The organism is Enterococcus sp. S183_ASV_20 (assembly GCF_018919685.1).
Taxonomy (GTDB): domain Bacteria; phylum Bacillota; class Bacilli; order Lactobacillales; family Enterococcaceae; genus Enterococcus; species Enterococcus faecalis.
Genome location: NZ_JAHLRI010000108.1, coordinates 1 through 3,969 on the forward strand (window position 1 = coordinate 1; position 3,969 = coordinate 3,969).

The window sequence follows — 3,969 nt, forward strand, 5'->3', positions numbered from 1 at the left end:
ACTTAAAATAGTGCCCGAAGCTCCACTTATTTCGGCTTTTCCTGTGTAAATTTCGCCATTCGTATTCGTCTGCGTGACCGCTCCATTCGCTTCAATGATTAACCCCGCTTGCTTTTGATCTCCTCGTGGATAATAAAAAAGATACGTGGTTGCCCATTTAGCAAATTCATCTGGAATTGGTTTAAGTGATTCCGTTGGTGCCGGACTCGACTTCGTTTGCTTTTCAACCGCGACTTCTTCTTGTCTTTTTAAGCCTTCATTATTTTGATTATTTAGTTTCTCAACCGTTTCTTTAACGATCGAATAGTGTGGTTTCCCTAAATCGCTAACAGGGATCGTAGCTAATTTTTCTTCTGATTCTTTATATTGCCCCTCTGCCGTTAACTTTTTAGCTTCTGTAATAATGGCATCATACTTGGTTTGGTCTACGGAAGAGGATGTGCTTTGTCTCGTAGCTTCGACTTGTTTTGTGACACTGGTTTTTTCTGTGGTCACGTCTGATGAATTTCCACAAGCACTTACAAACATTGAGCTAACGATTAATAAACATCCCACAATCACATGCTTTTTCATCTTTAAATCCCCCATTTGTCTATCTTTGTTATTTTTTGTTACTTAAATTATCCCATAAATGAACAAAAGAAACCATTATTTATAAAAAAGTTTAGCAAGCGCTTCAAGAGAGGCACTTGCTAAACTTTTTTCTCACTGTTATTGATTGATTACTTTGACTAGTTCTTCAAATAATAATGCACTAGATGCTGCTCCTGGATCAATATGACCAATTGCTCGTTCCCCTAAATAAGAGGCACGTCCTTTTTTCGCCACCCAATCTTTTGTTGCTTCAGCAAATTGTTCAATTTTTTCTTCATTAAATTGTTCCGTTCCAATTACTTCAGCAACAGGTGCCCAGACATCAACCATCGTTTTATCTCCTGGTTCAGCTTTGCCGCGCATCTGAATCCCAGCTAGACCTTGCTGAACAATTTCTTTTAATTGCTCTGGCGAACTGATGGTTTCCAAATCTTTTGTCGCTTTAGTCATATTCATAAACGCAGTACCATATAAAGGACCAGAAGCTCCGCCAACTTTTGAAATCAAAGCCATGGATAGGACTTTAAATGTCTCCGTGATTGTTGTTGGTACTTTTTTGTCAAACGCAATTTTGTATTCAGCCATACCACGAGCCATGTTGTTACCGTGATCCCCATCACCAATCGGCGTGTCTAATTCACTTAAATAGTCTTTTTTTTCTTCAATAACTTTTGAATAGTTGTCTAACCATGTTTGAATGTCTTGTACTGTTAATTCCATCTTTTATCACCCTTACCAAGAAATTGTTGTTACATTGCTTTCTAGCGCTGTTTGCCAGTCTTTTGTCGCCAAGTCAATCATCGTTAAAGATAATCCTTGCATGTCAATAGACGTCATATAGTTACCCACTTTATGGAAGGTCACTTGAACACCTTTATCTTCTAATAATGTTAGCACGTCGTTCATAAATACAAATTGTTCCATTAATGGCGTGCCGCCCATGCCATTGACAAGTACTCCCACTGTTTGTGGTTGTTGCTCATAGCTACTTAATGTTTTTTCAACTAATTCTTTCGCTAACTCTTTCGATGGTTGGATTTTTTCACGACGATAGCCTGGTTCTCCGTGAATCCCTACGCCAAATTCAATTTCATCTTCTGGTAAAGTAAAACCTGGTTTGCCAACTTCAGGCACAGTGGCTGCTTTTAAAGCCACTCCAATTGTTTTCGTGGCTGCTACAATCTTTTCTCCTAAAGAAACGAGCTCTTCTAAAGAAGCACCTTGGCGGGCATGATGTCCTAAAATTTTATGGACAAGAACAGTCCCGGCAACGCCGCGTTTTCCAGCGGTATAGGTGCTATCTTCGACTGCAATATCGTCATCGACAACGACCATTTCTACATGAATGTCTTCCATATCAGCCATATCTTTGGCCATTTCAAAGTTCAAAATATCGCCTGTATAATTTTTTACGATTAACAGAACACCGGCCCCTTGGTCTGCCGCTTGGATCCCTGTTAAAATTTGATCTGGTGTTGGTGAAGTAAAGACATCACCTAAAACTGCGGCATTTAACATTCCATCACCAACAAACCCAGCATGTGCAGGCTCATGACCACTTCCACCACCAGATACTAACCCAACTTGTTTGTATGAGTCGTTGCGAGCAATCACGCGAGAATCTTCGACTTGATGAACAAGGTTTCCATAGCTTTTCACAATTCCTTGGAGCATTTCTTCGACAATTTTACCAGGTTCATTAATAATTTTTTTCATTTAGTTCCACCCTTTCTTACCAGCATTTTGAGCTTCTGCTAAAATTTGCGTCAAATCATCTGAGACACCTGCAGTAATTGCTGCCGCAAAGGCACCTTCAACCAATGGTGCGTCGACTAAATGATAATGTTTCTGTTGGTCTTCTTCTAGCATATCAAAAGCTAATTCTGAACTTAAAACGGCACTGCCTAAATCGGCAAAAATTAAAAATTCTCGGTCAGAGTCCGCTTCGTTAATCGTGTCAATGATTTTCATTGGATCTGAACCTAATGAACCATCTGATGTGCCACCAAGTGAATGAATCGTAATTTCTTCACTGGCATTCATCTGTTCAATCATCTCTTTAATACCATCTGTAATCATTTTGCTATGTGAAACGAGTAAAATATCTGCTTTCATGTGGACACTTCCTTAATCTAATTTATGTCTTGTTTTATATTCTTGTCCGACTTTATCTGCAACAATGATTGCATTCGCTACTTCTTCAACGACAATTGGGAATGGCATTGAATGAATTGATTCTTCTGGAATGCAAGCAATTTTGGCCACTTCCAACGCTTCTTCATAAGTGATTTCATCGACACCAATGTCTGAAAGCGTTAATGGTAAACCTACAGAAGCGCTAAAGTCTAAAACAGCTTCTAATTCGTCTTTTGCTGCATCTTCTAATACAAGTTGTGCAATCGTTGCAAAAGCTACTTTTTCACCATGTAAATAACTGTGCGCACCAGGTAAGACTGTCATACCGTTATGAATCGCATGCGCTGCAGCTAAACCACCACTTTCAAAACCTAAGCCTGAAAGTAAGATATTTGTTTCGATAATCTTATTCAATGATTCAGTAACCACATTTGCATCACAAGCTAATTTCGCTTTTAACCCATCTTCCTGTAGATTTTCCCAGCAAAGTTTTGCCATGGCTAAAGCTGCATATGTGCCGCTAGCAGCAGGCGTTAAGCCTTCTCTTGAACCCATTGGCAAACTAGCATTAACCCGAGAATATGAATTGTGTGTTGCGCGTGCTTCAAAATATGTGGATAAGGCATCCCCCATTCCAGCAACTAAAAATCTAGTTGGCGCTTTGGCAACCACTTTTGTATCAACCATAACGACGCTTGGACTTTGTTTAAAGTAAGCATAATCATCAAATGAGCCATCTTCATGATATAGTACAGCTGAATGCGAAGTTGGTGCATCTTGAGCCGCAATCGTTGGTACAATAATTAAGTTTTCACCTTCTGCTACGACTTTTGAAGCATCGATTGCTTTACCGCCACCTAAACCAATGATACAGTCTGCTTGTTCTTTTTGTCCAACGTTTTGCAAACGCTTTGTTTCTTCACGCGTTACTTCTCCACTAAAGCCACCCTCTACGAAGGTAATGTCAAACTTTTTCGCTGTTTCTTCCAATTGTGGACGTACACGATCAACGTCAGCAGGATTTGCAATTAGTAACGCTTTTTTTCCAAAAGTTGAAACGAAGTAACCTAAGTTTAGTAATTCATCTTCCCCTTGAACATATTTCGTTGGTAAAATCAATGCTTTTCTCATGTTGATAGCCTCCTATATTTTGTTTACATACATAGTATAAAACGCTTTCACCAAAAAAGCATTGAACTTTTGGTATCGTTTTCTTGCAAAAAAATGATAGAATTATTT

5 protein-coding genes are annotated in these 3,969 nt (G+C 39.1%); all 5 read right to left on the reverse strand.

Features of this window, described 5'->3' with window-relative positions:
* The coding region (locus KQI94_RS15555; RefSeq protein ID WP_216454603.1) for a hypothetical protein at positions 1–588 on the reverse strand (588 nt) is incomplete at its 3' end.
* A gap of 123 nt (positions 589–711) precedes the next feature.
* Entirely contained in the window at positions 712–1,314 is a 603-nt protein-coding gene (gene dhaL / locus KQI94_RS15560; protein ID WP_002357759.1) for a dihydroxyacetone kinase subunit DhaL, read from the reverse strand.
* A gap of 12 nt (positions 1,315–1,326) precedes the next feature.
* Positions 1,327–2,310 carry a dihydroxyacetone kinase subunit DhaK gene (gene dhaK, locus KQI94_RS15565; protein ID WP_002369488.1) on the reverse strand — a complete coding sequence of 328 codons (984 nt, stop codon included), beginning with the start codon at positions 2,308–2,310 and terminating at the stop codon, positions 1,327–1,329.
* Positions 2,311–2,709 (reverse strand): dihydroxyacetone kinase phosphoryl donor subunit DhaM, encoded by a 399-nt coding sequence (gene dhaM, locus KQI94_RS15570; RefSeq protein WP_002357762.1) that lies wholly within the window; start codon positions 2,707–2,709, stop codon positions 2,311–2,313. It lies immediately after the preceding gene.
* A gap of 12 nt (positions 2,710–2,721) precedes the next feature.
* Entirely contained in the window at positions 2,722–3,861 is a 1,140-nt protein-coding gene (locus KQI94_RS15575; RefSeq protein ID WP_002363858.1) for a glycerol dehydrogenase, read from the reverse strand.
* Between the last annotated feature and the right edge of the window lie 108 nt (positions 3,862–3,969).

Excerpts from the sequence above, each read along its gene's own strand:
- dhaL (WP_002357759.1), bottom strand. The coding sequence starts at position 1,314 with ATGGAATTAACAGTACAAGACATTCAAACATGGTTAGACAACTATTCA.
- dhaK (WP_002369488.1), bottom strand. The coding sequence starts at position 2,310 with ATGAAAAAAATTATTAATGAACCTGGTAAAATTGTCGAAGAAATGCTC.
- KQI94_RS15575 (WP_002363858.1), bottom strand. The coding sequence starts at position 3,861 with ATGAGAAAAGCATTGATTTTACCAACGAAATATGTTCAAGGGGAAGAT.
- dhaM (WP_002357762.1), bottom strand. The coding sequence starts at position 2,709 with ATGAAAGCAGATATTTTACTCGTTTCACATAGCAAAATGATTACAGAT.